A 24,463-nucleotide genomic window follows, 5' to 3' on the forward strand; every position below is an offset into this window, starting at 1 on the left:
ATGCAGCAGGACAAGCAGCCCGACTACCACCAGGTGGTCTTCCGCGACCGCGCGGCAGGCTACGCCTTCCTGACCCGGTCCACCGCGACCAGCAACCAGACCATCGAGTGGGACGACGGCGAGACCTACCCGGTGGTGGACGTGGAGATCTCGTCCGAGAGCCACCCGTTCTACACCGGCAAGGCGCGGACGGTGGACACGGAGGGCCGCATCGCCCAGTTCGAGCGGCGCTACGGGGGCGGGGGCGAGGCCGGGCAGGCTTCCACCGGCTGACCCCTGGGGCCGCACGCGGCCGATCGGGAATTCCTGGCGTCCGGCGGTCACATCCGGGCTTCGAGATCCGTCACTGAGACAGAAGCAGTTCGAAGATCTCGAAGACTCCGGTGAGGAAAAGCCATGACCACTGACGCAATCAACACGGACGCAATGACCACTGAGTCGCGCCTGCCCAACCCGCTCAAGACCGTCCCCGAGTTCGGGCCGGTCGCCGAAGCCCTGTTCAAGGCCGTAGGCAACGGTTCGGTCCCCCAGACCACGATCAGCCTGGTCCATCTGCGGACCGGGCAGCTGGTCGGCAACACCTATCTGACCGTCATGCACACCGGCAGCCTGCGCCGGGCCGGCGAGTCCGAGGAGCGGATCACGGGGGTGTCGTCGTGGCACGACGCACCGTACTTCACGGACGCCGAGCGTGCGGCACTGGCGCTGGTCGAGGCCGTGCTCACCCCGAACCCGCACGGCGAGCGCGTCCCCGCCGACCTGTACGCCGAGGTGTCCCGGCACTACGACGAGAAGGCTCTGACCACGCTGGCCTTCGCGATCGGCCAGGGTTTCTTCTTCATCCCCCTCGCCACCATCGGCAGGCCGCTGCCCGGTGTGGCTCCGACCGAGCAGTGGCGGGACTGACACCACCCGCGGCCCCTGTGGGGTGAGGCCGTGGCCGCCGTGTCCCGCCCCGAGGGGTCCGCCCCTCAGATGAAGTTCAGCGCCGCTGCGCAGCCCACTCCGCCGAGCAGCATGAACACTGGCATCAACACCTTGAGCTCGACCCAGCTGCCCGCCCGGAACCGCATGAACTTCGGCGGTCCGATCGGGTACCAGCGCTTGCGGCCCACCGGGATCGGCCACAGGATCGGGCATCCCGAGACCGTCAGCGCGTCCCCGATGTCGTGCACTATCGCGCCCAGCACGATCGGCAGGCCCAGCCACAGGTACGCCTGGCCGGGCTGCGTGAACAGCCAGTCCGAACCGTTGCCCGGCTTGTCCAGGACGCTGGCGAGGATCCACGCGCTGGTCCCGGCCAGCAGCCAGACCAGGATGTCGCTGCTGGACCCCCGGGCCGCCCGCCACAACAGGCCCTCGATGGCCAGCACCATGTGGACGAAGAGGATGGCGAGGACCGCCCAGCGGCCACCGGTGATGGCGGCGACCGATGTACCCGCGCCGAGCAGGACAGCCCAGAGCCAGGTGTGGGTGAGCGTGCGGTGGCCGCCGGAGCGGCGGGGGTCGCCCTGCTTCCTCGTCGCCTTGTAGACGGCGTAGGAGATCTTGTCGACGATCTCGCACAGCCCGCGCGAGAGGGGACCGAAGGCCCTTGAGATGGTGGCCGCCTTGTGGTCCAGGTCCGGTGCCAGCGCGGCTCCGGCGCAGATCAGGGCACCGACCAGGAGTACAGGCCAGGGCATGGCGTGCCCGGCCGCAGCGGCCGCCGCACCGACGCCGAGCCAGGCGGCGGCGCCCGAGAGTGAGTGTGCTGGTCCCATCATGGCCGTTGCCCGCCCCATTCGTCTTGTGCCGCTGTCCAGTTGACCGGGTGCGCTGACACTCCGTCGGCGTCACAGCGTACTGGTCGTGATCTTCGTGGTGACAACCGATTCCCCTATGCGGGAGGACGCCAGGCAAGATGGGGGCGTGACCCTCATCGATCAGCTGCCGCCGACCGCCGACCCCGACGCCCTCTACGAAGCCTTCGAGTCGTGGGCCCAGGAGCGGGGTCTCACGCTCTACTCCCACCAGGAGGAAGCGCTGATCGAGGCGGTCTCCGGGGCGAACGTGATCGTGTCGACGCCCACCGGCTCCGGCAAGAGCATGATCGCGGCGGGCGCCCACTTCGCCGCCCTGGCCCGGGACGAGGTCACCTTCTACACGGCGCCGATCAAGGCGCTGGTGTCGGAGAAGTTCTTCGAGCTGTGCAAGATCTTCGGCACCGAGAACGTCGGCATGCTGACCGGCGACGCGTCCGTGAACTCGGATGCGCCCGTCATCTGCTGCACCGCCGAAGTGCTCGCCTCGATCGCGCTGCGCGACGGGAAGAACGCCGACGTCGGCCAGGTCGTCATGGACGAGTTCCACTTCTACGCGGAGGGGGACCGCGGCTGGGCCTGGCAGATCCCGATCCTGGAGCTGCCCCAGGCGCAGTTCGTCCTGATGTCCGCCACGCTCGGCGACGTCTCGATGTTCGAGAAGGACCTCACCCGGCGCACCGGCCGCCCCACGTCGGTGGTCCGCTCGGCGACCCGCCCGGTACCGCTCTCCTACGAATACCGGCTCACCCCGCTCACGGAGACGCTGACCGAGCTGCTGGAGACCAGGCAGGCCCCGGTCTACATCGTCCACTTCACGCAGGCGCAGGCCGTGGAGCGGGCGCAGGCGCTGATGAGCATCAACATGTGCACGCGTGAGGAGAAGGACCAGATCGCGGAGCTGATCGGCAACTTCCGCTTCACCACCAAGTTCGGCCGCAACCTCTCGCGTTACGTGCGGCACGGCATCGGTGTGCATCACGCCGGGATGCTGCCCAAGTACCGGCGGCTGGTGGAGAAGCTCGCCCAGGCCGGTCTGCTGAAGGTGATCTGCGGCACGGACACGCTGGGCGTCGGCGTCAACGTGCCCATCCGCACGGTGCTGTTCACAGCCCTGACCAAGTACGACGGGAGCCGTGTCCGCACGCTGCGGGCCCGGGAGTTCCATCAGATCGCGGGTCGAGCCGGGCGGGCCGGGTTCGACACGGCCGGCTTCGTCATCGCCCAGGCTCCCGAGCACGTCGTCGAGAACGAGAAGGCGCTGGCCAAGGCGGGTGACGACCCGAAGAAGCGCCGCAAGGTCGTCCGCAAGAAGGCACCGGAGGGCTTCGTCGGCTGGACGGAGAGCACCTTCGACAAGCTCATCACCTCCGATCCGGAGCCGCTGACCTCCCGCTTCCGTGTGACGCACACGATGCTGCTGTCGGTGATCGCCCGCCCGGGCAACGCCTTCGAGGCGATGCGGCACCTCCTGGAGGACAACCACGAGCCACGCAAGCAGCAGCTGAGGCACATCCGGCGCGCGATCGCCATCTATCGCTCGCTGCTGGACGGCGGCATCGTGGAGAAACTCGACGAGCCGGACGCCACGGGCCGTATCGTCCGCCTCACCGTGGACCTGCAGCAGGACTTCGCCCTCAACCAGCCGCTGTCCACCTTCGCGCTCGCCGCGTTCGAACTGCTCGAACCGGAGTCGCCGTCCTACGCGCTGGACATGGTGTCCGTCGTCGAGTCGACGCTGGACGACCCGCGGCAGATCCTGGTCGCCCAGCTGAACAAGGCCAAGGGCGAGGCCGTGGCCGCGATGAAGGCTGACGGCGTCGAGTACGAGGAGCGCATGGAGCGCCTCCAGGACATCAGCTACCCCAAGCCGCTGGAGGAGCTGCTCTTCCACGCCTACGACACCTACCGCAAGAGCCATCCCTGGGTGGGCGACCATCCGCTGTCGCCGAAGTCCGTCATCCGCGACATGTACGAACGGGCGATGTCCTTCACGGAGTTGGTGTCCTTCTACGAGCTGGCCCGCACCGAGGGCATCGTGCTGCGCTACCTCGCGAGCGCCTACAAGACCCTCGACCACAACATCCCGGACGACCTCAAGTCCGAGGACCTGCAGGACCTGATCGAGTGGCTCGGCGAGATGGTCCGCCAGGTCGACTCCAGCCTGCTGGACGAGTGGGAGCAGCTCGCCAACCCGGAGGAGATGACGGCCGAGGAGGCCCAGGAGAAGGCCGATGAGGTCAAGCCGGTCACCTCCAATGCGCGCGCCTTCCGGGTCCTGGTCCGCAACGCGATGTTCCGCCGCGTCGAGCTGGCCGCCCTCGACCACGTCGAGGAGCTGGGCGAGTTGGATGCCGAGTCCGGCTGGGACGCCGACGCGTGGGGCGAGGCGATGGACAAGTACTGGGACGAGTACGACGACCTGGGCACCGGCCCCGACGCCCGCGGCCCCAAGCTGCTGCTCATCGAGGAGGAGCCGGAGCACGGCCTGTGGCGCGCTCGCCAGATCTTCGCCGATCCGAACGGCGATCATGACTGGGGCATCAGCGCGGAGATCGACCTCGCGGCCTCCGACGCGGAGGGCCGTGCGATCGTCCGTGTCACCGATGTCGGCCAGCTGTGAGCCAAGGAGAATCCCCCGCATGACGAACCCGGCCGAGAGACTCGTCGACCTGCTCGACCTGGAGCAGATCGAGGTCAACATATTCCGTGGCCGCAGCCCGCAGGAGTCCCTGCAGCGGGTCTTCGGCGGCCAGGTGGCGGGCCAGGCGCTGGTCGCCGCCGGCCGCACCACGGACGGCGACCGTCCCGTGCACTCACTGCACGCGTACTTCCTGCGCCCGGGCCGGCCGGGCGTGCCCATCGTGTACCAGGTGGAGCGGGTGCGGGACGGCAGGTCCTTCACGACCCGCCGGGTCACAGCCGTGCAGCAGGGACGCACGATCTTCAATCTCACCGCCTCCTTTCACAAGCCTGAGGAAGGACCCTTCGAGCACCAGCTGCCGCCGGCCCGCAAGGTCCCGGACCCCGAGTCGCTGCCGACGGTGATGCAGGAGGTCCGTGAGCATCTGGGCGAGCTGCCCGAGCAGTTGGAGCGGATGGCCCGGCGTCAGCCCTTCGACATCCGGTATGTGGACCGGCTGCGCTGGACGCCCGAGGAGATCAAGGACGCCGAGCCGCGCAGCGCTGTGTGGATGCGTGCGGTCGGGCCGCTCGGCGACGACCCGCTCGTGCACACGTGCGCTCTGACCTACGCCAGCGACATGACCCTCCTGGACGCCGTCCGCATCCCCGTCGAACCCCTGTGGGGCCCGAGGAGTTTCGACATGGCGTCGCTGGATCACGCCATGTGGTTCCACCGGCCGTTCCGCGCGGACGAGTGGTTCCTCTACGACCAGGAGTCGCCGATCGCGACGGGCGGCCGGGGTCTTGCCCGCGGCCGGATCTACGACGGGCAGGGACGACTGCTCGTGTCCGTGGTCCAGGAAGGGCTGTTCCGGGCGCTGTAGTTCACGCGCTTCTGCGCAGCAGTCGGCTCAACAACCCGCGTGAGCGTCCCGGTTCCTCGCACTCGGGTGGGCTCTGCTGCGCGGCCGTGGGGAGCGTGGGGTGTGTCCGTTCCCGTGCTTTCGTCGGCGCCGGCCCGGAACTCGGCCGACCGTGCCCGGGAGTCGGGTGCCGGGGAGTCGGGCGCGGCGCCGGCTGGCGTGCGCGCGCCTCGCCCACCGCCTGCGCGAGATCGGCTCGCAGCCAGCCGATCTCGCCGGGGTCCTGCGCCATGGAGAGGGTCGCGGCCAGGTGCGCGGCGGGCGAACCGGGTGCGCCGTGGGCCGGCGCACTGGGCCGGAACCGGTTCAGGTGGGCGCGCTCGTACGGGTCCTGGACGATCTCCGCGACCTGAACGGCGTCGAGCTGAGAGGCCACGGCCGCCGCACACGCCCACGGATGGTCTCCCGCTCGTCGGAGCAGGAAACCGAGGTGCCGGCCCCGCCAGGTCCGCGGTCGCAGATCCAGCCCCTCGGCCAGCTGCTGCCGCAGACCAGCGGACGTACGGCCCCTCAGCAGCGGTGCGTTGTTCTCGTCGGCCGCGAACTGCCGTAGTTCTTCGGCCGGATAGAGCCAGACGACGGCACGGTAGCGGTTGAGGTAGAACTTCACCGGCACGACCACGCCGAGCCTGGCCAGACGGGTGAACCTGCCGAGTGGTACGGCCAGCAGTTCAGCGCCGTCCTTCGTGCCCACGGCCTCGACACGTTGCTTCAGCGTCCCGGGAAAGCCGTCCTCGGCGTGCAGGCGGTCGATCTCGGTGCGGGTGACCCGTAGGCCCCCGCCTCCTTCGTCCGGCACGGTGCGGATGTGTCCGAGATTGACGGCCAGGTCGAACTCCCCTCGCTTCAGGCCCAGTTCGCGGGCCGCACGGCTCGGCGTGCAGGACGCGCTGTTCGGTTGCGTGACAGTATTGCCGGACATGTTCGGTCTCCCCCGTGGAGTACGTGGCCCGCGCCGTGCGCGCGGCCTCGGGAAAAACCGTAGCCGCTTCGGCGGATCGGGTGGCGAGCCTGTGGATAACTCCGATCGAGACGACGAACCTGCAGGTCAGATGTCCTTGGCCGTGGTTCGCTCGGGCTGTCGCGCCTCCACGTCGAGGTGTTCGCCGACCCGGTTGACGAGCAGGGTCATCTCGTAGGCGATCTGGCCGATGTCGGCCTCCGCCCCGCTGAGCACGCACAGACAGCTGCTGGCGCCGGCGGCGGTGACGAACAGCACCGCGTCGTCGAACTCGACCATCGTCTGGCGTACTCTGCCCGCGCCGAAGTGGCGTCCCGACCCCTTGGCCAGGCTGTGCAGTCCGGACGAGACGGCGGCGAGGTGCTCGGCGTCCTCGCGCCGCAGGCCCGTGCTCGCTCCCGTCACCAGCCCGTCGTTGGACAGGACCAATGCGTGCCGCACATGTTCGACACGCTCGGTCAGGTCGTCCAAAAGCCAGTCAAGTCCCTGGTTCTGCGCCATGATCCGGTCTCCCCGTGTGATGACTCCCCCTGGCCGGAGGATCTCCACGCCAGCCTTCACCACGACCGGCCCCCGGGCAAGGAGGATAGGAGGCATGGCGCAGAAGATGACCGACGACGAATGGCGGGCGTTCGTCTCGCACGGCACCCGCACCGCAAAGCTGTCGACCGTGAGGGCCGACGGAAGCCCGCACGTGACACCGATCTGGTTCGTGCTCGACGGCGACGAACTGGTGTTCAACACCGCCAAGACCAGCGTGAAAGGAAGGAATCTGGCTCGTGACGGCCGGGCCGCCCTGTGTATCGACGACGACCGGCCGCCCTTCGACTTCGTCGTGCTGCAGGGCCGTGCCCGGATCTCGGAGGACCTCGGGGAGCTGAGGCACTGGGCTGCCCGCATCGGAGCCCGGTACATGGGTGAGGAGCGTGCCGAGGAGTTCGGGCGGCGCAACGGTGTGCCGGGGGAACTCCTCGTCCGCATCGCGATCGACAAGGTCCTGGCCGAGAAGGCCGTCGCAGACTGAGCGCGGCTGACCGGCGGCCCCGGTCAGCCGACCGAGTCGAGAAGCCGGGCGGTGTGCATCCGCCCGGCGTACTCGACGAGCCGGATCAGCACCTCCTTCCCCGAGTCCCGGTCACGGGCGTCGCAGAGCACCACCGGCGTCCCCCGGTCGAGGTCGAGGGCGCGTGAGACGTCCTGCGCGCCGTAGGTGCGGGAGCCGGTGAAGCAGTTGACGGCCACCACGAACGGGATGCGCCGGTGCTCGAAGTAGTCCACCGCGGGGAAGCAGTCCTCCAGCCGTCGGGTGTCCGCGAGGACCACGGCACCGAGAGCGCCCTGCGACAGTTCGTCCCACAGGAACCAGAAACGGTCCTGGCCCGGTGTGCCGAAGAGGTAGAGCGAGAGGCCGGACCGGATGGTGATACGTCCGAAGTCCATGGCTACGGTCGTCGTGACCTTCTGGTCCACGCCGTCGGTGTCGTCCACCAACTGGCCGGCCTCGCTGAGCAGTTCCTCGGTGCGCAGCGGCCTGATCTCACTGACCGCGCCCACCAGAGTGGTCTTGCCCACGCCGAATCCGCCGGCGACCAGTATCTTCAACGCCAGTGCGGCCGTCTCGCCGTCCTGTGCGTCGGAGTGCTCGGAGTGCTCGGAGACCATCGATCACTTCTCTCGGGAGTGCCGGCAACGGTCGACGTCGATAGGCATCATCACAACTGCGTCCCCTCTCCGAGGGATTGGACAACTCTCATCTACAGCGCCCGCAGTCCTTCGATCACCTCGCGCAGAATCCGTTCGTCGGGAAGCTGGGCGGGCGGTACCGGACGGCTGACCGTGACGCAGCCGAGTTCGAGCAGGTCGCCCAGAAGGACCCGGACCACTCCCACGGGCAGGTCGCATCCCGCGGCGAGCTCCGCGACCGACTGGGTCTCCGTGCGGCACAGTTCGATCAGGTCCCGGTGTTCCGGCCCGAGCCCCGAGTCGTCCTCGGCGCCGGGCGCGCCCACGTCCAGGGTGACCAGGGCGATCAGGTCGAAGTGGACCCCGGTGGGGCCGGGCCTGGTGCGCCCGCCCGTCATGGCGTACGGGCGCACCAGGGGCCCGGCCTCGCTGTCGTACCACTGACTGCCCGGTTCGGCCGGGGCCTCGGTCCTGTCCACGTTCATGTGCGCGCGTCACTCTCTCGCCTCATCGGGCGGCGGGCGGCCGCGCGGCGACGCGTGTCGGGGTGTACAGGTGTTCTCCGACGCGTTTGACCAGTCGTGCCATCTCGTACGCCACCAGGCCGATGTCGGCGGTCACGGCGGTGAGCACGGCGAGGCAGGAGCCGTCGCCCGCGGCGGCCACGAACAGGAAGCCGTCGTCCATCTCCACCATGGTCTGACGCACGCCGCCGGCGCCGAAGTGCCGGCCGGCGCCCTTGGCCAGGCTCTGGAATCCGGATGCCACGGCGGCGAGATGTTCCGCGTCCTCGCGACGCAGGTCGGTGGACGCGCCCACGGCGAGGCCGTCGTTGGACAGCACGACGGCGTGCCGCACCTCGCTCACGCGCAGGACCAAGTCGTCCAACAGCCAGTCGAGTTCGCCGGATCGCGGGTCGGCCCTCATGCTCGGGTCCTGGATCATGCGCGGTCTCCTTCGCTGCTGTCGCTGCGCGGTGTGGGATCCGGCCGGGTACCGCGGCCGGGTTGCCTGCCGCCGCCGCGCGTCCAGCCGTCGCGGTAGGCCGCCATGCGCTCGCGCACGACCTCGGGGGTGCGCGGTTCGTCGTGGGGAGAGGCCGGTGTCCGGGCCGGCTCCTCGGTGCGCTGTTCGCGCAGTTGGGGGGCGAGACTTGCCTGGCGTACGCGACGGGGCAGGTCGTCGGAGTCTTCGGCGTTCTCCGGGGGACGGTGCAGGCGCAAGGTGGTCACTCCGGGAGGTGGGGTGTCGGGCATCGTCTCCGCCGCGGCCCGTGTGTGTGCCACCAGCGCGGGCCGCTCTGCCGTCGCCGGGACGGGCTCCTGGTGCGGTGCGGTCTCGGGCAGGCGCGCGTACCGGCGTTCCGCCGGCCGCCGGGCGTCCGCCGCCTTGCCGGGGGAACGTTCCGCCGCCCCGCCGTGCAGCAGCGCCGTCGGCAGCAGTACGACTGCGGTGGTGCCGCCGTAGGGCGAGGTGCGCAGGTGCACCTTGATCCCGTGGCGGGCCGCGAGCCTGCTGACCACGAACAGGCCGAGACGGTCGCTGTCGAACAGGTCGAGCGCCTCGGACTGTTCGATGCGGCGGTTGGCCTCGACGAGGCTGTCCGGGCCCATGCCCAGGCCGCGGTCCTCGACCTCGACGACGTAGCCGTTGCCGACGGGTTCGCCGATGACGCGCACGCGTGTGTGGGGCGGCGAGAACTGAGCCGCGTTCTCGACGATCTCGGCCAGCAGGTGTGTGAGGTCGGCGACGGCCGACCCGACGACCGATGCCTCGGGGAGCTGTCGTACTTCCACGCGCGCGTAGTCCTCGACCTCGGACACCGCCGCGCGCACCACGTTCGTCAGCGAGACCGGCAAGCGCCAGGCCCGGCCGGGTGCCGCACCGGAGAGGATGATCAGGCTCTCGGCGTGGCGCCTCATGCGGGTGGTGAGGTGATCGAGCCGGAAGAGGTCGCTGAGTTCGTTGGGGTCGTCCGAACGGCGTTCCATGCTGTCCAGGAGGCTCAGCTGGCGGTGGACGAGGACCTGGCTGCGGCGGGCGAGGTTGACGAAGACACCGGAGATGCCGCTGGCGAGTTCGGCGCGTTCGACTGCGGCCCGCAGGGCGGCGCGGTGCACCGTGCCCAGGGCCTCGGCGACCTGTCCGGCCTCGTCCTCGGCGGGCGGCCCTGGCGGGGCCTCGGCCTGGATGTCGATCTCCTCACCCGCGCGCAGCTTCCGCATGGCCTCGGGGAGGTTGCGCCGGGCGATCTCCAGGGCGCTGTTGCGCAGGTTCACGAGTTCGATGACGAGGCCGCGTCCGATGCGGACGGAGATGACCAGCGACGCGGCCACCGCGGCGAGGCCGAGGAGCACCGCGGCGCCGGCCGGGGTGAGCACACCTCGGGTGAACGGGGCGGCGCTGTCGGCGACACCGCGCCCCGCGTTCTCCTCGATCGTCCGCATACCGTCCTGCACGCGCGCGTGTGCCGTGGCCCAGGTGGCCTCGGGTGCGGAGGTGAGCGGGCCCGGGGTGCCGTCGACGACCGTGTCCTCCGCCGTGCCCAGGACGGCGTACGCGCTGCTGTCGGCGAGGTTCTGCCAGGCGCTCCGCTGCGGGCGGCTCAGATCGGCGACGGCGGCCTCGGTGAGGGCTCGGCGGGTGGCGACGGCGCCGGTGAAGAGCCGCAACCGCTCGCCGCTGAGGCCACCGGTCGGGCGGGTACCGGCCAGCATCGCGTTCTCCTGGGCCAATGCCTCGCCCGCGCGGGAGAACTCGAGCAGCACGCGCGCGTCGGAGCCCAGGTCGGAGTCCTGGATGCCGGTGAGTGCGCCGCCCACCTCGAAGGCACCGCTGATGGTCTTCGTGTACTGCCGGTATGTCACGTCCCAGTCCGCGCGGCGGTCGATCACCGCTGCGCGCAGGGAACGCAGCCGTTCGCCGCCTGCGACGAACGTCTCGAGCCGCCGTGACACCCCGGTGGGCAGCTCCTCGCTGTTCGCGACCGTGTGGTCGCGGCCGAGCCGCAGCTTCGCGATGGCCTTGTCGGTGCGGTCCGCGAGCTTCTTGTAGTCGCCGCTCCGTCCGGACGACGGGTCGGTCGCGTAGCGCACGGCGGCCGCGCGCTCGGTCTGCAGTGCGGCGACTGCGGTGGCGACGGGGGTGCGGATCCTGGCGTCGACGCGCTGCAGCTGCCGTAGCCGGGAGACGTCCTGTGCCGTGCTGACGGTGGCATACGCCCACAGGGCCAGCAGTGAGACGACCGGAACCATCAGCAGGCAGACGATCTTCGCTCGCACGGTGCGCGGCCGTATGCGCCAGCCGCCCCCGCGCGCGTGGCTGTCGCCCGGTGCCGGGCCCGCGGGTTCGTCCAGGACCTCGTCGGCGGGCGGCCCGGCATGGGCGCGACGACCGCGCGCGGGAGGCTGGGGCGGCGCCTCGGCGCCGGGGCTGGGGGTCCTACGCGGTGTACGCATGGCCTCCTCGCTGGGGAGTGGGTCGGTGGTGGCCGGGGGGCCCGGCAGCGCGGGCCGTCGCTAGTGCGCGGCGCTCTCGACCGGCCGCTGGGCCGACGCGGATGCCTCGCGCTCCCCGGTCGTCGGCGACAGCGCGACGAAGGCCGAGGTCAGGAACAGGTAGGAGCCGAGGCCGACGGCGAGGGGGAAGATGAACTGCATCGCCGTGGCCCCGGGCAGGGCCTGGCCGGAAGGTGTGACGCGGACGCTCACGGCGAACATCGCGGTGTAGTGCATGCTGGTCACCGCGACCCCCATGATCAGCGAGGCGGCGGTGACGGCGACGGGCGACTTGATGTTGAGGCCCGCCCACAGGGCCGCCGTCGCCGCGACGACGGCGATCACGACGGAGAGTGCGACGAGTGCCGGGTCGTAGCCGACATGGCCGTGCAGCCGCACCGCCGCCATGCCCAGGTAGTGCATGCTCGCGACGCCGAGCCCGGTGGTCAGGCCGCCGAGGAAGAGCGCGCGGGTGCGGTCCCGGCTGTAGCCGACGGCGAAGACGCCCGCACAGACGACGAGCATGGCGACGAGCAGGCTCACGATGGTGAGCGGCACGTCGTAACGGATGTCGGTGCCGCTGACGCTGAAGCCGAGCATGGCCACGAAGTGCATGGTCCAGATGCCGGTGCCGATCGCCGATGCGGCGGTGATGAGCCAGTTGCGGCGTGAGCGCCCGGTGGCGCCCAGCGCGCGGACGGTACAGCGCAGTCCCAGTGCGGCGCCGATGCAAGCCATCACATACGACAGCACGGGGGTCAGCCAGCCGAAGGTGGCATGGTCCAGGTGTCCCATGGCCCAGGGACGCTAGTCCGGGCAAGGGGGCACCAAGGGTGCGCATTTCGAAAGCTGTTGGAATATGGCGCAGAGGTATAGCTGAACGATCGCGTCACGCTCGAACATGTGCACCGCGGCGTCATCCGTGTCGGTGAGGGATCATGCGGAACATGAGCGACGACCACACACACGTCCAGGATTTCTTCGGTGCCCGCGCCGCCGACTGGGACAGCCGGTTCCCGGACGACGGCCCCGCCTACGCCGCCGCGGTCGCCGACATGGGGCTGCGTGAGGGCGACCGCGTGCTCGACGCCGGCTGCGGCACCGGACGGGCCCTGACGCCGCTGCGTGCCGCCGTGGGGCGGTCGGGAGTGGTCGTCGGGGCCGATCTGACCCCGGCCATGCTCCAGGCCGCCGTAGGGGCCGGGAGGGACCGCGAGGGGCAGTTGCTGCTCGCCGACGTCGCCGCTCTGCCGCTGCGGTCGCAGTCACTGGACGCCGTGTTCGCCGCAGGGCTCATCGCACACCTTCCACAACCGGCCGAGAATCTCCGGGAGTTGGCCCGCGTGGTCCGCCCCGGAGGGACGCTGGCGCTGTTCCACCCCATCAGCAGGGCGGCGCTGGCAGCACGCCAGGGCCGCCGCATCACCCCGGACGATCTGCGGGCCGAGGCCAACCTCGGCCCCTTGCTGGCAGGTTCGGCGTGGCGCATGACCTCGTACGTCGACGAGGACGCCCGTTTCCTGGCGTTGGCGGTACGGGAGGGCTGAGCCTCAGCGCGGGCCCGCCACCGCCGCCACGAAGGCGTCGGGGTTGTCGAACATGACGTTGTGGCCCGAGCCCGCCACCGTGATCACACGCACACCGGAGGCCTCCAGGGCTTCCCTGCCCGCGAGTTCACCGCTGAGTTCGCCCTGCAGATACACCCGGTCGATCGGCAGCTCCTCGAGGACGCTGCGCATGACGGGCTCGGAGCCACGCCGCAGGCCGACGGCCGTGCGGTGCAGGGCGCGCGCGTCCGCCAGCCGCATGGTCGCCGCCCACAAAGGGCCGACCTTCTCCAGCACGCGCGCGTAGCCGCCGTCGGCGAACGCGTCCTCCTCGTAGGAGGCGATACCGCTGCTGCCCGCGGCGGGCGGCAGGAAGGCGTCGAGGTTGGCCTCGGTGAGGACCAGCCGGGAGACCAGGTCCGGCCGTCGGCGGGCGAGCACGATGGCGACGGCGCCGCCCATGCTGTGCGCCACCAGCTCGGAGCCGGTCAGACCCGAAGCGTCCAGCGCTGCGGCCAGTGCGTCGGCGTGCTCCTCGAGTGTGTAGCCGAAGTGTTCGGGGCGGTCGCTGATGCCGTGCCCCGGCAGATCGACGAACAGACTGCGCCGGCCCGCGAGTTCGGGGCGCGCCGCGATGTGCGCGTGGTACACGGCCGAGACCGAACCCAGTCCGTGCACATAGACGCGCGCGGGTTCCTCGCCCGGCGTCTCCGTCCACCGGATGCAGCTTCCCTTGCCGTCGAACTCGGCCTGCTTCATCGCGTCCTCCTTCATGGCACCACGGCGGCCGTCCTCGGCCCGGCCAAAACAATACATCGGTTTCGAGGTATAGAAAACACGATGTATTGGTGAGCCGAGGTATTGATGAAGTGAGGTGCCAAGGAAGCGAGGTATCAAGGAAACGATGTACAGCGCTGGTACGAGAGAATGCCGGCATGCTGGAGCTCGCCATCCTCGGTTTCCTGTACGACACCCCGCTGCACGGCTACGAGCTGCGCAAACGCATCACCGCGCTGACCGGTCACGTGAAACCCGTCGCCGAAAGCACGCTGTACCCGGCGATCAAGCGCCTGGAGAAGACGGGCCTGCTGGAGCGCGCCACGGAGCCCGGCGCCGTGGCCGCTCCACGTCACGTCCTGACGCTCACCGAAGAGGGCAGAGGGGAACTGCGCCGACGGCTCGCCGAGCCCGCTCAGCGCGACATCACCGACGAGAACCGGTGGTTCACCGTGCTCGCCTTCCTCCGCCACCTCGACGACGCCCCGGCACAGGCGGCCGTACTCCGCCGCCGGCTGGCCTTCCTGGAGGAACCGGCGAGCTTCTTCTACGACGGTGACCGGCCGCTGCGCGCCGAGGAGCTGGACGATCCCTTCCGCCGCGGGCTACTGACCATCGCGCGTGCCACGTCCCGGGCCGAACTCACCTGGCTGCGCGACACGATCAGGTCGCTCGACGGCTGATCAGTTCAGGGCAGATCTCAAAAGAGTCCTGGTACGGACCCATCCGCCGGATCTGTCCGAGCTGCCGGAAGCGCTTCACCGCCCCGTCCCCCTTCTGCAGCCGGAGCTCCAACTCTACGTTGAACAGCAGGAGATGAACGATCAGCCGGGGCACACCACGCAGGGGGAAGGTGGTCAGCATGTGGGGCAGGGTGCGCAAGTCCTGTGCGAGATTCCTCAACACCGTGCGGGCGGAGGTGAACAGCGGCGGGGACAAACGTACACACAATCTTTTCGAGGCTGCCGCCGCATACGTCTCGGCCTGTGCGGAGGACGATCAGGACCGGATCGACGAGGCGGCCGGCTGGGTGTCGCCGGAGGACCTGTCCTTCGGGGTCAACGAGCTGGCCTGCAGGGCCGTCATCGCGCTCGCCCGGGAGCGCGACGAGTCACCCGGGAGGGTGGCCCGTGAGCTCCTGGGGCTTCCGGCGGCCTGACCGCACCGCCTCGCATGCGGTCGATTCGCCCCGTCCAGCCGGAAAACTGCAGCTCCGGGTGTGCTTGTGAGTCGTGACAAGCTGCTTCCGCTCGCACTAGGGTGCGCGCGATCGGATGATTCGATGGGGAGGCTGGGATGGCCGGGACGGACGAGGACGCCGTCGCCGCCGCGGACGATGCGCTCTATGTGCTCACGGCGGTACTTCTGACGCCGGCGAAGTTCCCGAGCGTGCTGGGCGACGACTATCCGGAGGCCTGCGCGGCGCTCGGCCTCGCGCCGCTCGCCGACGGATACGGCCTGGTGCTCGGCCAGGACGGCGACGGCGCCCGGTGGACCGTCGTGGTCGACGACGTCTCCCTGGTCGCGGTCGCCATCGCGTCCTGGGACTGCGGGATGGAGTACGACCTCTCGCCCGGCGAGCGCTCGGTCGTCGCGGCACTGCCGGGCTGGCCCCTCGCGGTCGCGGTCGCCGCTCCCGGCGTGCCCGAGCCGCATGATCCCGGCCCCGAGGTCGCGGACGGTCCACCGCTGGCACCGCCGGACACGAGCACGTGGGGGCCCGCGCAGCGACGCCTGGGTGCCGACGAGATAGCGCTCCAGTGGGCGGTGTGGCGGGAGCAGATCGACGATGCCGACTTCGCCAGCCCGGACGGGGCTTCGGCCGCCATCGAGGGCGCGGAGGCCGCTGGGGAGAGCGCAGCGGCCGTGAAGGACGATCAGGGCGAACGGGCCGACGCGCCCAACGGGCGTGGCGGGGTGCGGCGCGTACTCGCCGAGGCACGGGCGTACGTGGAGACGCCGCCGCCTCTCGGCCGGGTCCGGTCGTCCTTCGCTCCGGGTGACGCGCGAACGCTGCGTGCCGACGGTCCGGGCTGGTCGCTCGTGGCCAGGACCGACGACATCGCGTTCGTGCTGCTCGACGCGGAGCCCGGCGAGGTGCTGCCGGTCGGCCGGGGACCGGAGCTGCCGGGTCTTCTGGAGGCGCTCGAAAAGATGGCTGTACGTCCCATTTGAGGACCACGTCGTCCGAGCCCCGCCGCGGTACCCGGCGGGGCTCGAGACGCGGCGTCGCCCCTGCGCTCTCGCCGTGAAATGCCTGGCCTTCGCCTGGCCTCCTGTGCCAATCGCCGTCCTCCGCACGGGACGTCACACGCGCCCCCGTACTAAGCCGCTATACGGCGGGCCCGTTCCATGTGGTCCCGGCCCATGGTTGCCGCGAGGGCCGGACCACACGATGGGGCAGCCCCCGGCGCCCCGCTCCTCCGCGGTCGCGCTGCCCTCCCGTCCTGGCCTGGAGGCCGTCATGCGTCCGTCCCGCGGTGTTCCGCTCGCCACCGCCACGCTGGTGGCAACAGCCCTTGCCTGGCCCGCTCCGGCTGAGGCCTCGGTGCTCGGCGGCGATCACTAAGCCCACCAGCAGCGGCTGCATGTGCCGAGCGCCGCCTTTCAGCGGAGCGCCTGTCTGCGCGACCTGACCACGGCTGGGCTCGCGGGCACGCCGTACACCGACATGGCAGACCAGGCGGGGCTGACCGCCAAGGCCACCCGCGCCCCCTCCGGGGTTCCGGGGGTGCAGATCGACGGCTATTTCCCGGACTCCTCGCACTTCAACACCACCCACGGTTGGCGGCACGACGCGCAGTTCGTGATCCGGTTGCCCGACCACTGGAACGGCGGCCTCGTGGTCACCGGCGCCCCCGGCACACGCAAGCAGTACGCGACGGACACCGCGATCTCCGACCAGGCGCTCGCCCAGGGTTACGCGTACGCGGCGACCGACAAGGGCAACAACGGCGCCGATTTCTACCGCGACGGAACCCGCCCTGGTGACGCGGTCGCCGAGTGGAACGCACGGACCACCGAGCTCACCCGCGCGGCGAAGCGCGCGGTGGCCCAGCGCTACGGGCACACCCCTCGCCATACCTACATGACCGGCATCTCCAACGGTGGCTATCTCACCCGCTGGCAGCTGGAGAACCACCCGGAACTGTACGACGGCGGCGTGGACTGGGAAGGCGCGCTGTGGACCGCGGACGGGCCGAGCCTGCTCACCTCCCTGCCCACCGTGGTGGCACGGATGCGGGGCTCGGCCGAGGACGAGGACATGTACGCAGTGGGCTTCGCACGTGGCTCCGAGTTTCTGTGGCCGTATCACGAGAAGGCGTACTGGGGAGTCACGCAGAAGGTCTACCGCGCCGAGTTCGACCCGACCTACGACCCCGGCTGTCCCGGCCCGTCAGCCGGAAGCACCCCGGACCAGATCCTGTCGCCCTGTGCCACCGACGCGGCGTACGACTATGCGTCGCGGCCCGCGTCCGTCCACCGGGCCGTGGCCCGTGTGTCGCTCACCGGGCGCATCGGCAGACCGCTGATCACGCTGCACGGCGATCTGGACACACTGCTGCCGAAGGCCGCCGACTCGGACGTGTACGCGCGCATGGTCGACGCGAGCGGACGAGGTCCACTGCACCGCTACTACACGATCCAGGGCGGGACACATGTCGACGGGCTGTACGACACGTATCCGGACCGGCTGCGGCCGATCCTGCCCTGCTATCGATCGGCGTTCGACGCGCTGGTCTCCTGGGTGGAGCAGGGTGCCCGACCGCCCGCGGACCAGACCGTCGCACGGCCCGCGGACGGCGATGTGGTCGACTCCTGCAGGCTGGCCGACCGGGCCGATCCCATGCGGTAGTACGTCAGCGGCCGAGCTCCTTGCGGGTGGCGCGGCGCAGCCTGCGCCGCTGTGACGGGTCCAGCGCGAGGTAGGCGGCGGCCGGCACTCCCAGGACTATCAGGAGCGATACCCACCAGGGCAGCCAGATCAGCAGGATGATCCCGACCGCCACACCTCCCGCGGCGATCTTCGCGTTCTTCGACATTGCGTCGCCTCCTTCGCGGCCACTGCCGCTCTCTGTCCTGAGAACGGGCCTGCGTCTCACGCGGTTCCGGACCGCGACCCTGAGACGTCCCTGAGGTGCGACCCCGACTCATCCCTGAGACCACTCTCGTCCGAGAACGCTCTCGCCCGAGAACACTCTCGGTCATTCCGCCCTGAGCGGCTCCCCCACCTCGTGCAGGTGCCGCAGGGCCTGCCGATACGAGTCGACGAGCCCGGTCTCCGCATAGGGAATACCCAACTCCCTGCAGTGGGCGCGCACCAGGGGCTGGGCGAGCCGAAGATGGGGACGGGGCATGCTGGGGAAGAGGTGGTGCTCGATCTGGTAGTTGAGGCCGCCCAGGAACCAGTCGGTCAGGACGCCGCCGCGGACGTTGCGCGAGGTGAGCACCTGCCGGTGCAGATGGCCCCATCGCTCACCGCCCGGGTCGGGCATCTCCATGCCCTTGTGGTTGGGGGCGAAGGCCATGCCCAGGTGCAGGCCGAACAACGCCTGGTGGAGTGCGGCGAACGCGAGCGCCTTGCCCGGCGACAGCGCGCTGAGCAGGAGCGTCACGTACGCGGCGACGTGGGTCGCGAGGAGCAGGCCCTCCACGGCGCGCTCCCGTGGAGCTTGACGGCGCAGGTTCTGGAAGCCGTGGACCTTCAGGGCGACGCCTTCCAGGAGGGTGAGCGGGAAGAACAGCCAGGCCTGGTTGCGGGTCAGCCAGCGCCGGAATCCCGACCGCTGCTTGGCCTGTGCACCGGTGAAGACGAGGACGTCGGCGACGACGTCGGGGTCCTTGTCGATGTGGTTGGGGTTGGCGTGGTGACGGTTGTGCTTGTCGTTCCACCAGGCGTAGCTCATGCCCAGGAGCAGGTTTCCGTGGATCAGGCCGATCGCACGGGCGGCCTTCTTGACGGCGGTGATCTGGGAGTGGCCCGCGTCGTGGCCTATGAAGGCCGTGCGGGCGCCGAAGACGGCCAGCAGCGGGGCCAGCAGCAGCGACCACCAGGAGTCGCCGGTGAGGACGATGCCCGTGACGATGCCGGCCAGGGCGAGTGCGTTGGTGGCGATGCCGAGCGCATACCAGCCTTGGCGCCGCTCCAGCAGCCCCTGGCCCCTGACCATGCGCAGGAGTGGCGCGAACTCGCTTCCGGGAGGCGGTGCGTCGCGCGCTCCCGGCAGGGGGTCGGCAAGGGATCCCTGCAGCGGTTCTGCGAGGGTTCCCGGCAGGGGTTCGGCGAGGGCTGTGGTGGGCTCGGGCATGACCGGTCTCCGGCTCTCTCGGGCAAGGGGCTGACCTGTTGAAACGTACGGATTGACGGCCCTCGCCGGCCATGGCGCCACCCCCCGTCCAGGGGCGGGGGCAAGCCCCGCGGCGCGTAGGGGGGTTGACGACACCCCGGAGCGAGACGGTCCGGGTGATGACCCGCGGCCGTGCCGGACAGCCCGCCGAAGTGCTGTACCCTCGGCGACCCTGGCCCCAAGTAGTCAAATTTGAGGAATGCGGCTTCGCTGTGCAGTCGATCCCCACGGCAACACCGTCCGAGATCTCCGAACTGGCCCGCTGCTGCGCCGTTTTCGTGCCCGGTGACCCGGCCCGCACCGGCCGGGTCGCCTTCTGGCGGCCCGACGGCACCTTTCCTCCGCTCCTCGCGGCCGGGGCCGGGACCGCCGAGGATCTGACCGTCGTCCTGCCCGGCGGCGACGGTGTCGAGCGCGTCGGGGTTCCCGCCGTCCTGCTGCCGGTGCGGGTGGCGTTGCCCGTCCTCACGCGTGCGCGTACCGACCCGCACGGGCACAGGGGGGCGGTCTTCTGGGGTGCGGCCACCGTGCTGGCCCTGCAGTTCGTGGCGCGCGGACTGCTGCTGCCGGGTCTCTCCGCCAGGGACCACGACGCCTGGCGTGTCGGTCCTCTGTCTCTGGAGGACATCGAGCGCGTCCGTCGGCTGGCCGCCGCGATGCCGCCCGAGGCGCACGCGGTGCCTGTGGACGGCGCCGGACCGCAGGCGCAGGCGCACGCGGTGCCTGCGGACAGCGCCGGGCCGCCGAGGCTGGCCGACCCGGAGCGGCTGCTGCACGCCTACCTGGACGCGGTGGCCGACACACTCCCCCGCTCCCCGGCGGCCTCGCTCGTGACGGGCGGGCCCGCCTACGCGGCGCAGGAGCCGCAGCACATGCCCGCACAGCGCGCGTGGGCCGCCGATGTCACCGCGGGCCACGACGCGGACGTACGCCTCTCCCTGCGGATCGAGGCACCCGGCCTTGCCGATGCGGCGCAGGCCGACGCCACGGTGGCGTTCCGGGCCGTCCTGCAGGTGCACAGCGTCAGTGATCCGGTGCTCGTGGCGGACGCCTCCGAAGTCTGGTCCGGTTCCGGGGGCGGGGGCTTCGGGCCGCGCGCACGGATGGACGCCCTGCTCGCGCTCCGTCGGGCGGCGCGGTCCTGGCCGCCGCTGACGCCCCTGCTCTCGGCGAGCGTGCCGGATGCCGTCGAACTCGCCGACGAAGAGGTCACCGAGCTCCTCGGACAAGGCGCCCGAGCCCTCGGCGAGGCCGGCGTCGACGTGCACTGGCCGCGGGAACTGACCCGCAACCTCACCGCCCGCGCGGTGATCGGCCCCCCGGACGGAGAGCCGGACACCGGCCGGGGCACCTCGGGCGCCCCGTCGTTCCTGTCCGCCGACGCGCTCCTCGCCTCCAACTGGCGGTTCGCTCTGGGCGACGAACAGCTCACACGGGAGGAGCTGGACCGGCTCGCCGAGGCCAACCGCCCCGTCGTTCGCCTGCGCGACCAGTGGGTCCTCATCGACCCCCAGGAGGTGCACCGCGCCCGCGCCCAGCAGGATCGCAAGATCACGCCCATCGACGCGCTCGGTGCCGCGCTGACGGGCTCCACCGAGGTCGACGGAACCCGAATCGATGTACACCCCACGGGGTGGCTGGCAGCCCTGCGGGAGCTGCTCGCGGCCCCGGAGGCGCAGGAGCCGGTCGCACAGCCCGCCGCTCTCGCGGCGACGCTGCGTGACTACCAGCGGCGGGGCCTGAGTTGGCTGGCCCGAATGACATCCCTGGGCCTGGGCTGCTGCCTGGCCGACGACATGGGACTCGGCAAGACGATCACACTGATCGCGCTGCATCTGCACCGGCAGAGCGACCCGTCGACGGCCGGTCCCACGCTCGTGGTGTGTCCGACGTCGCTGATGGGCAACTGGCAGCGCGAGATCGAGAGGTTCGCGCCCGGCACACCCGTAGGTCGCTTCCACGGGGCGCGGCGCGGCCTGGACGCCCTGGCCGGCGGGGAGTTCGTGCTCACCACCTACGGGACGATGCGCCTCGATGCGCGCAGGCTCGCCGAGGTGCCGTGGGGCATGGTCGTGGCGGACGAGGCACAGCATGTGAAGAACCCGTACTCGGCGACCGCGCGGGAGCTGCGTTCCATCGGCGCACGCGCGCGTGTGGCGCTCACCGGCACCCCGGTGGAGAACAACCTGTCGGAGCTGTGGGCGATCCTCGACTGGACGACCCCTGGGCTCCTCGGCCACCTCGGCACCTTCCGCACGCGGTATGCGCAGGCCGTCGAGGGCGGCCAGGACCCGGCGGCGGCGGAGCGACTCGCCCGGCTGGTACGTCCGTTCCTGCTGCGCCGGCACAAGTCCGACCCGGGGATCGCCCCGGAGCTGCCGCCGAAGACCGAGACCGACCGTGCCGTGTCCCTGACCAAGGAGCAGGCGGGCCTGTACGAGGCGGTGGTGCGGGAGACGCTCGCGGAGATCTCCGGCTCCGACACCATGGCGCGGCGCGGGCTGATCATGAAGCTGCTGACGGGACTGAAGCAGATCTGCAACCACCCGGCGCAGTTCCTCAAGGAGGAGCGGCCGCGGATCGTGGGGCGTTCAGGGAAGCTGGAGCTGCTGGACGAGTTGCTCGACACCATCCTCTCCGAGGGGGCGAGCGTTCTGGTCTTCACGCAGTACGTGCGCATGGCGCGCATCATCGAAAGGCACCTGGCCGGCCGGGCCGTCAGCTCGCAGTTCCTGCACGGCGGGACGCCCGTCGGCGATCGGGAGGCGATGGTGCGTCGCTTCCAGGACGGCGAAGTCCCCGTCTTCCTGCTGTCGTTGAAGGCCGCGGGCACGGGCCTGAACCTGACACGGGCCGAGCACGTCGTGCACTACGACCGCTGGTGGAATCCCGCCGTCGAGGCGCAGGCCACCGACCGCGCGTACCGCATCGGGCAGACCCGGCCCGTGCAGGTGCACCGGCTGATCGCGGAGGGAACCATCGAGGACCGCATCGCCGACATGCTCGCCCGAAAGCGGGAGCTGGCCGACGCGGTGCTGGGCTCCGGCGAGGTCGCGCTCACGGAGCTCACGGACGGGGAGCTGGCCGATTTGGTGGAACTGCGAGGGGGCACACGATGAACCGGCACGCGAAGGACACGGAGCGCACGTTCGCCGCGCTGCCGCCCGCGCACGGGCGGAGGTTCGCGGACACGTGGTGGGGCCTGGCCTGGCTGAAGGCGCTGGAGGATGGGGCACTCGACTCGCAGCAGCTGAAGGCGGGCCGAGGTCTCGCGCGCGCGGGCGCCGTGGGAGCGGTGTCCGTGCGCCCTGGACGCATGACGGCCGTGGTCCACGACCGCGATCGGACGGTGCATCGGGCCGACGTTCTGCTGGGGGAGCTGGACGGCGGCCAGTGGGACCGTTTCCTGGACATTGCGGTCGAGCGCGCGGGACACGTGGCGGCGCTGCTGGACCGCGAGATGCCGCCACATCTGGTGGAGGACGCGGCGACCGCTGGTGTCGAACTGCTGCCGGGAATGGGCGACATGGAGCCGGAGTGCGACTGCGGCGCCTGGGACCACTGCGCGCACACGGCGGCCCTGTGCTACCAGGTGGCGCGTCTGCTGGATCAGGATCCGTTCGTGCTGCTGTTGATGCGCGGGCGGGAGGAACTCGCCGTGCTGGACGCCCTGCAGGCCCGCAGCATCCGGCCGTCCGAAGCGCCCTCCGGGCCGGAGGGGGTGGACGCCGCCGAGGCGTACGCGACCGGCGCCGTCCTGCCGCCGCTGCCCACTCCCCCGGAGCTGCCCCCGGAGCCCGGCATGCCACCCTCCCTGGACACCGAGGCCCCTCCCGGCCCCGACGTGGACCCGCCCGCGCTGCGATACCTGGCCGCCCTGACCGCCGTCGAGGCACATCGCATGCTCGCCGATGCCCTGCGCTCCGGGCCGGAACAGCTGCTTCCTGAACCGGAGTTGACGGTCTCGCAGGACGCCGTCCGGCTCGCCACAGGCGCACCGGAGAGGTCTGTGGCGGACCGGCTGGCCCACGGGTCGGGACGTGACCGGGAGGATCTGACGCGCGCCACGCGCGCGTGGCGGGTCGGAGGGGCGGCCGCGCTGTCCGTCCTGGAGGAGGCGTGGACCGTCACGGGCGAAACGCTCGCACGCGCGCGTACTGTTCTGGAGTCGTCCTGGGACGAGGACGAACGTCCGTCGCTACGGGCCCGGGACAACCGGTGGACGGTCGTCGGCACACCTGCCCAGCTGCGCCTGGGCCGGGACGGGCGTTGGTGGCCCTATCGAAAGGAACGGGGCCGCTGGGTCCCCGCCGGAGCCGCCTGCCAGGACCCGGCGACAGCTCTGGCCTCGGTGGAAAGGGCTCCCGGGGAGGACCCCGCCGAAACGGGCCGCGGGTGACTCGGGCCGCGGAGGGGACAGGCGAGGGGCAGCGAAGGTTCAGACCGGCTGTGCGGCGCGCCGCGCCCAGAACAGGGCATGTCCTGCGTCGCCCTCCGGCAGGAACTCCTCGTGTTCCACGGTCGGCCCGAAGGCCGTCACCGCCGAGTACGCCTACCGCTTCGATCCCGTGAACGTGGCGGACCTGAGCAGGGAAGACACCTCCGAGCTGAAGGTCTCCTCCGTTGTCGCCGTGGGCGGCGACCGCCTGCTTGTGGCGGAGCGCACCGTCGGCGACGTACGTGCGACTGCCGCACTGCGCCCGACCTCGCGTTACGGCAGCTCGATGTCTCCCAGGGAGGGGATCAGCGATTCCAGGTCGCTCGGGACGCTGCTCGGCAGCTCGCTGGGCAGCTTGGAAGGCAGTTCGCTGGGCAGCTCGCTCGGAATTTCGGTCGGGATGCTGAGGGACGGTGCTTGTGAGCGGCCGGTGCTCTGGCTGCTGCCGGCGGGCGACTTCTTGTCGGGCGAGTCGCCGCTCCCGGAGGCCATGAGGACGACGACGACCACGGCCGCGACCGCCGCGAGGCCGACCAGGATGATGACGAGCGGGTTCCGTCGCCTCCTGGGCGGTTCCGGCGGTGGCTGCCAACCACCGTAGGTGGGTGGCTCGTTGCCTCCCGGAGGGGGGCCGTAGCCTCCGCCTCCTGGAGGAGAGCCGTAGCCCTCTCCCGCCCCGTAACCGGGGCCGAATCCTTCGGAGTGCGGTCCGAAACCGCCGCCCGGAGGCGGCGTGTCACCCGGCGGCCCGGGTGGCTGAGGCGGTACGGGCGGCATGGCCATACCGTCCAGAGTCGCCTCGGACCGGGCATGAGGCGACCCCCGTACGGAACTTGATACGGATCCATGCCACGGACCGCAT

General features: G+C 70.8%; 24 protein-coding genes and 2 pseudogenes. 13 read left to right on the plus strand and 13 right to left on the minus strand.

The window, feature by feature from the left end:
- Together ACYUED_RS04450 and ACYUED_RS04455 are read left to right on the plus strand one after the other, a co-directional pair.
- The gene (locus ACYUED_RS04450) at positions 1-273 is read left to right on the plus strand and encodes a type B 50S ribosomal protein L31 (protein ID WP_491291015.1); all 273 of its coding nucleotides are present in this window, start codon (positions 1-3) and stop codon (positions 271-273) included.
- A gap of 123 nt (positions 274-396) precedes the next feature.
- Positions 397-906 carry a carboxymuconolactone decarboxylase family protein gene (locus ACYUED_RS04455; RefSeq protein WP_491291016.1) on the plus strand — a complete coding sequence of 170 codons (510 nt, stop codon included), beginning with the start codon at positions 397-399 and terminating at the stop codon, positions 904-906.
- Positions 907-971: 65 nt separating this feature from the next.
- Here the strand turns inward: ACYUED_RS04455 and ACYUED_RS04460 are convergent, their stop codons facing one another.
- Positions 972-1,766, minus strand: coding sequence for a metal-dependent hydrolase (locus ACYUED_RS04460; RefSeq protein ID WP_491291017.1), 795 nt, complete (start codon positions 1,764-1,766; stop codon positions 972-974).
- A 145-nt stretch (positions 1,767-1,911) separates the two neighbouring features.
- Here ACYUED_RS04460 and ACYUED_RS04465 point away from each other — a divergent pair, with 145 nt between their 5' ends.
- Together ACYUED_RS04465 and ACYUED_RS04470 are read left to right on the plus strand one after the other, a co-directional pair.
- Positions 1,912-4,425: a DEAD/DEAH box helicase gene (locus ACYUED_RS04465; RefSeq protein WP_491291018.1), complete on the plus strand. Its 2,514-nt coding sequence runs from the start codon at positions 1,912-1,914 to the stop codon at positions 4,423-4,425.
- A gap of 19 nt (positions 4,426-4,444) precedes the next feature.
- Positions 4,445-5,311, plus strand: a complete 867-nt coding sequence (locus tag ACYUED_RS04470) for an acyl-CoA thioesterase (RefSeq protein ID WP_491291019.1) — start codon at positions 4,445-4,447, stop codon at positions 5,309-5,311.
- A 1-nt stretch (position 5,312) separates the two neighbouring features.
- On the opposite strand, the gene ACYUED_RS04475 is transcribed toward ACYUED_RS04470, so the two are convergent.
- Complete coding sequence (locus ACYUED_RS04475; protein WP_491291020.1) at positions 5,313-6,272, minus strand: DUF6397 family protein; 960 nt, start codon at positions 6,270-6,272, stop codon at positions 5,313-5,315.
- Between the two features lie 126 nt (positions 6,273-6,398).
- The gene (locus ACYUED_RS04480) at positions 6,399-6,812 is read right to left on the minus strand and encodes a roadblock/LC7 domain-containing protein (protein ID WP_491291021.1); all 414 of its coding nucleotides are present in this window, start codon (positions 6,810-6,812) and stop codon (positions 6,399-6,401) included.
- 94 nt (positions 6,813-6,906) lie between these two features.
- Between ACYUED_RS04480 and ACYUED_RS04485 the strand changes: the two genes are divergently transcribed.
- Complete coding sequence (locus ACYUED_RS04485; protein ID WP_491291022.1) at positions 6,907-7,335, plus strand: PPOX class F420-dependent oxidoreductase; 429 nt, start codon at positions 6,907-6,909, stop codon at positions 7,333-7,335.
- Positions 7,336-7,358: 23 nt separating this feature from the next.
- Here the strand turns inward: ACYUED_RS04485 and ACYUED_RS04490 are convergent, their stop codons facing one another.
- The 5 genes from ACYUED_RS04490 to ACYUED_RS04510 all read right to left on the minus strand — a co-directional run bounded on the left by ACYUED_RS04490 (position 7,359) and on the right by ACYUED_RS04510 (position 12,286).
- The gene (locus tag ACYUED_RS04490; protein ID WP_491291023.1) at positions 7,359-7,973 is read right to left on the minus strand and encodes a GTP-binding protein; all 615 of its coding nucleotides are present in this window, start codon (positions 7,971-7,973) and stop codon (positions 7,359-7,361) included.
- A 92-nt stretch (positions 7,974-8,065) separates the two neighbouring features.
- Positions 8,066-8,479, minus strand: a complete 414-nt coding sequence (locus tag ACYUED_RS04495; RefSeq protein ID WP_491291024.1) for a DUF742 domain-containing protein — start codon at positions 8,477-8,479, stop codon at positions 8,066-8,068.
- A gap of 22 nt (positions 8,480-8,501) precedes the next feature.
- A complete protein-coding gene (locus ACYUED_RS04500) occupies positions 8,502-8,939 on the minus strand; it encodes a roadblock/LC7 domain-containing protein (protein ID WP_266526938.1) in 438 nt (145 codons plus the stop codon).
- Positions 8,936-11,452 (minus strand): sensor histidine kinase, encoded by a 2,517-nt coding sequence (locus ACYUED_RS04505; protein ID WP_491291025.1) that lies wholly within the window; start codon positions 11,450-11,452, stop codon positions 8,936-8,938. The genes ACYUED_RS04500 and ACYUED_RS04505 overlap by 4 nt, the downstream gene beginning before the upstream one ends.
- Before the next feature lie 60 nt (positions 11,453-11,512).
- A complete protein-coding gene (locus ACYUED_RS04510; RefSeq protein ID WP_491291026.1) occupies positions 11,513-12,286 on the minus strand; it encodes an MHYT domain-containing protein in 774 nt (257 codons plus the stop codon).
- A gap of 152 nt (positions 12,287-12,438) precedes the next feature.
- Here ACYUED_RS04510 and ACYUED_RS04515 point away from each other — a divergent pair, with 152 nt between their 5' ends.
- Positions 12,439-13,038 (plus strand): class I SAM-dependent methyltransferase, encoded by a 600-nt coding sequence (locus ACYUED_RS04515; protein ID WP_491291027.1) that lies wholly within the window; start codon positions 12,439-12,441, stop codon positions 13,036-13,038.
- 3 nt (positions 13,039-13,041) lie between these two features.
- Here the strand turns inward: ACYUED_RS04515 and ACYUED_RS04520 are convergent, their stop codons facing one another.
- Positions 13,042-13,797 carry an alpha/beta fold hydrolase gene (locus tag ACYUED_RS04520; protein ID WP_491291028.1) on the minus strand — a complete coding sequence of 252 codons (756 nt, stop codon included), beginning with the start codon at positions 13,795-13,797 and terminating at the stop codon, positions 13,042-13,044.
- Positions 13,798-13,973: 176 nt separating this feature from the next.
- On the opposite strand from ACYUED_RS04520, the gene ACYUED_RS04525 reads away from it, so the two are divergent.
- On the plus strand, positions 13,974-14,498 hold the full coding sequence (locus ACYUED_RS04525; RefSeq protein WP_491291029.1) for a PadR family transcriptional regulator: 525 nt from the start codon (positions 13,974-13,976) through the stop codon (positions 14,496-14,498).
- On the opposite strand, the gene ACYUED_RS04530 is transcribed toward ACYUED_RS04525, so the two are convergent.
- Entirely contained in the window at positions 14,479-14,679 is a 201-nt protein-coding gene (locus ACYUED_RS04530) for a hypothetical protein (RefSeq protein WP_491291030.1), read from the minus strand. The genes ACYUED_RS04525 and ACYUED_RS04530 overlap by 20 nt on opposite strands.
- Here ACYUED_RS04530 and ACYUED_RS04535 point away from each other — a divergent pair.
- From ACYUED_RS04535 to ACYUED_RS04545, 3 genes and pseudogenes are all read left to right on the plus strand, one after another.
- The gene (locus ACYUED_RS04535; protein ID WP_491291031.1) at positions 14,678-14,974 is read left to right on the plus strand and encodes a hypothetical protein; all 297 of its coding nucleotides are present in this window, start codon (positions 14,678-14,680) and stop codon (positions 14,972-14,974) included. The two genes, ACYUED_RS04530 and ACYUED_RS04535, sit on opposite strands and share 2 nt — an antisense overlap.
- Positions 14,975-15,111: 137 nt before the next feature.
- Positions 15,112-15,990, plus strand: coding sequence for a hypothetical protein (locus tag ACYUED_RS04540; protein ID WP_491291032.1), 879 nt, complete (start codon positions 15,112-15,114; stop codon positions 15,988-15,990).
- A 289-nt stretch (positions 15,991-16,279) separates the two neighbouring features.
- Positions 16,280-17,671: pseudogene (locus tag ACYUED_RS04545) on the plus strand (tannase/feruloyl esterase family alpha/beta hydrolase).
- Positions 17,672-17,675: 4 nt separating this feature from the next.
- On the opposite strand, the gene ACYUED_RS04550 reads toward ACYUED_RS04545, so the two are convergent.
- Both ACYUED_RS04550 and ACYUED_RS04555 read right to left on the minus strand, forming a co-directional pair.
- On the minus strand, positions 17,676-17,858 hold the full coding sequence (locus ACYUED_RS04550; protein ID WP_266526973.1) for a tail-anchor membrane protein: 183 nt from the start codon (positions 17,856-17,858) through the stop codon (positions 17,676-17,678).
- Positions 17,859-18,020: 162 nt separating this feature from the next.
- A complete protein-coding gene (locus ACYUED_RS04555; protein ID WP_491291033.1) occupies positions 18,021-19,124 on the minus strand; it encodes a fatty acid desaturase family protein in 1,104 nt (367 codons plus the stop codon).
- A 251-nt stretch (positions 19,125-19,375) separates the two neighbouring features.
- Here ACYUED_RS04555 and ACYUED_RS04560 point away from each other — a divergent pair, with 251 nt between their 5' ends.
- From ACYUED_RS04560 to ACYUED_RS04570, 3 genes and pseudogenes are all read left to right on the plus strand, one after another.
- Positions 19,376-22,282 carry an SCO1167/SCO6262 family helicase gene (locus tag ACYUED_RS04560; RefSeq protein WP_491291034.1) on the plus strand — a complete coding sequence of 969 codons (2,907 nt, stop codon included), beginning with the start codon at positions 19,376-19,378 and terminating at the stop codon, positions 22,280-22,282.
- Entirely contained in the window at positions 22,279-23,562 is a 1,284-nt protein-coding gene (locus tag ACYUED_RS04565; RefSeq protein WP_491291035.1) for an SWIM zinc finger family protein, read from the plus strand. The genes ACYUED_RS04560 and ACYUED_RS04565 overlap by 4 nt, the downstream gene beginning before the upstream one ends.
- A 130-nt stretch (positions 23,563-23,692) precedes the next feature.
- Positions 23,693-23,830: pseudogene (locus ACYUED_RS04570) on the plus strand (esterase-like activity of phytase family protein); the annotation flags it as partial.
- A gap of 44 nt (positions 23,831-23,874) precedes the next feature.
- On the opposite strand, the gene ACYUED_RS04575 reads toward ACYUED_RS04570, so the two are convergent.
- Complete coding sequence (locus ACYUED_RS04575; RefSeq protein WP_491291036.1) at positions 23,875-24,378, minus strand: hypothetical protein; 504 nt, start codon at positions 24,376-24,378, stop codon at positions 23,875-23,877.
- Positions 24,379-24,463: the final 85 nt, after the last annotated feature.

It is taken from the genome of Streptomyces sp. DF42, from assembly GCF_058267695.1.

What these genes read in the sequence shown, in the direction of transcription:
- ACYUED_RS04525 (WP_491291029.1), top strand. Translation starts at nt 13,974, where the DNA reads ATGCTGGAGCTCGCCATCCTCGGTTTCCTGTACGACACCCCGCTGCAC.
- ACYUED_RS04490 (WP_491291023.1), bottom strand. Translation starts at nt 7,973, where the DNA reads ATGGTCTCCGAGCACTCCGAGCACTCCGACGCACAGGACGGCGAGACG.
- ACYUED_RS04455 (WP_491291016.1), top strand. Translation starts at nt 397, where the DNA reads ATGACCACTGACGCAATCAACACGGACGCAATGACCACTGAGTCGCGC.
- ACYUED_RS04550 (WP_266526973.1), bottom strand. Translation starts at nt 17,858, where the DNA reads ATGTCGAAGAACGCGAAGATCGCCGCGGGAGGTGTGGCGGTCGGGATC.
- ACYUED_RS04475 (WP_491291020.1), bottom strand. Translation starts at nt 6,272, where the DNA reads ATGTCCGGCAATACTGTCACGCAACCGAACAGCGCGTCCTGCACGCCG.
- ACYUED_RS04515 (WP_491291027.1), top strand. Translation starts at nt 12,439, where the DNA reads ATGAGCGACGACCACACACACGTCCAGGATTTCTTCGGTGCCCGCGCC.
- ACYUED_RS04470 (WP_491291019.1), top strand. Translation starts at nt 4,445, where the DNA reads ATGACGAACCCGGCCGAGAGACTCGTCGACCTGCTCGACCTGGAGCAG.
- ACYUED_RS04565 (WP_491291035.1), top strand. Translation starts at nt 22,279, where the DNA reads ATGAACCGGCACGCGAAGGACACGGAGCGCACGTTCGCCGCGCTGCCG.
- ACYUED_RS04460 (WP_491291017.1), bottom strand. Translation starts at nt 1,766, where the DNA reads ATGATGGGACCAGCACACTCACTCTCGGGCGCCGCCGCCTGGCTCGGC.
- ACYUED_RS04450 (WP_491291015.1), top strand. Translation starts at nt 1, where the DNA reads ATGCAGCAGGACAAGCAGCCCGACTACCACCAGGTGGTCTTCCGCGAC.
- ACYUED_RS04535 (WP_491291031.1), top strand. Translation starts at nt 14,678, where the DNA reads ATGTGGGGCAGGGTGCGCAAGTCCTGTGCGAGATTCCTCAACACCGTG.
- ACYUED_RS04500 (WP_266526938.1), bottom strand. Translation starts at nt 8,939, where the DNA reads ATGATCCAGGACCCGAGCATGAGGGCCGACCCGCGATCCGGCGAACTC.
- ACYUED_RS04540 (WP_491291032.1), top strand. Translation starts at nt 15,112, where the DNA reads ATGGCCGGGACGGACGAGGACGCCGTCGCCGCCGCGGACGATGCGCTC.
- ACYUED_RS04480 (WP_491291021.1), bottom strand. Translation starts at nt 6,812, where the DNA reads ATGGCGCAGAACCAGGGACTTGACTGGCTTTTGGACGACCTGACCGAG.
- ACYUED_RS04555 (WP_491291033.1), bottom strand. Translation starts at nt 19,124, where the DNA reads ATGCCCGAGCCCACCACAGCCCTCGCCGAACCCCTGCCGGGAACCCTC.
- ACYUED_RS04530 (WP_491291030.1), bottom strand. Translation starts at nt 14,679, where the DNA reads ATGCTGACCACCTTCCCCCTGCGTGGTGTGCCCCGGCTGATCGTTCAT.
- ACYUED_RS04495 (WP_491291024.1), bottom strand. Translation starts at nt 8,479, where the DNA reads ATGAACGTGGACAGGACCGAGGCCCCGGCCGAACCGGGCAGTCAGTGG.
- ACYUED_RS04505 (WP_491291025.1), bottom strand. Translation starts at nt 11,452, where the DNA reads ATGCGTACACCGCGTAGGACCCCCAGCCCCGGCGCCGAGGCGCCGCCC.
- ACYUED_RS04485 (WP_491291022.1), top strand. Translation starts at nt 6,907, where the DNA reads ATGGCGCAGAAGATGACCGACGACGAATGGCGGGCGTTCGTCTCGCAC.
- ACYUED_RS04520 (WP_491291028.1), bottom strand. Translation starts at nt 13,797, where the DNA reads ATGAAGCAGGCCGAGTTCGACGGCAAGGGAAGCTGCATCCGGTGGACG.
- ACYUED_RS04510 (WP_491291026.1), bottom strand. Translation starts at nt 12,286, where the DNA reads ATGGGACACCTGGACCATGCCACCTTCGGCTGGCTGACCCCCGTGCTG.
- ACYUED_RS04575 (WP_491291036.1), bottom strand. Translation starts at nt 24,378, where the DNA reads ATGCCGCCCGTACCGCCTCAGCCACCCGGGCCGCCGGGTGACACGCCG.